1 pseudogene is annotated in these 255 nt (G+C 43.1%); it reads right to left on the bottom strand.

Going from position 1 to position 255, the window contains the following annotated elements:
* Window positions 1–255, bottom strand: a pseudogene (locus J7R12_RS08795) (late control protein); the annotation flags it as partial.

Below are 255 nucleotides of genomic sequence, written 5' to 3'. Positions count from 1 at the left end.
CTTGTGAGCGATCAAAATAAGAAGCTTCAATGGTGCCATATTGCGTACGCGGCTCTAACGTGAATTCCCAACTGGAACAGTCATGCTTATGGATGTCGAGGGCCGGTAAATTGTTTCCGCTTAAAAACAAAAACTTATTGTCCTTGATTAAAAAACGTGCCTGCATGCGCTCCGCAAGACGCGTTAAAAAATCAACAGCCGATTGATCTGTGCGAATCACATAAGGCAAAGTTTTGTGCGTGAATTCTGGACTAA

This window comes from Bartonella vinsonii subsp. vinsonii (assembly GCF_902825235.1).
Lineage (GTDB): Bacteria > Pseudomonadota > Alphaproteobacteria > Rhizobiales > Rhizobiaceae > Bartonella > Bartonella vinsonii.
This window is presented reverse-complemented; position numbering and strand designations above follow the sequence as displayed.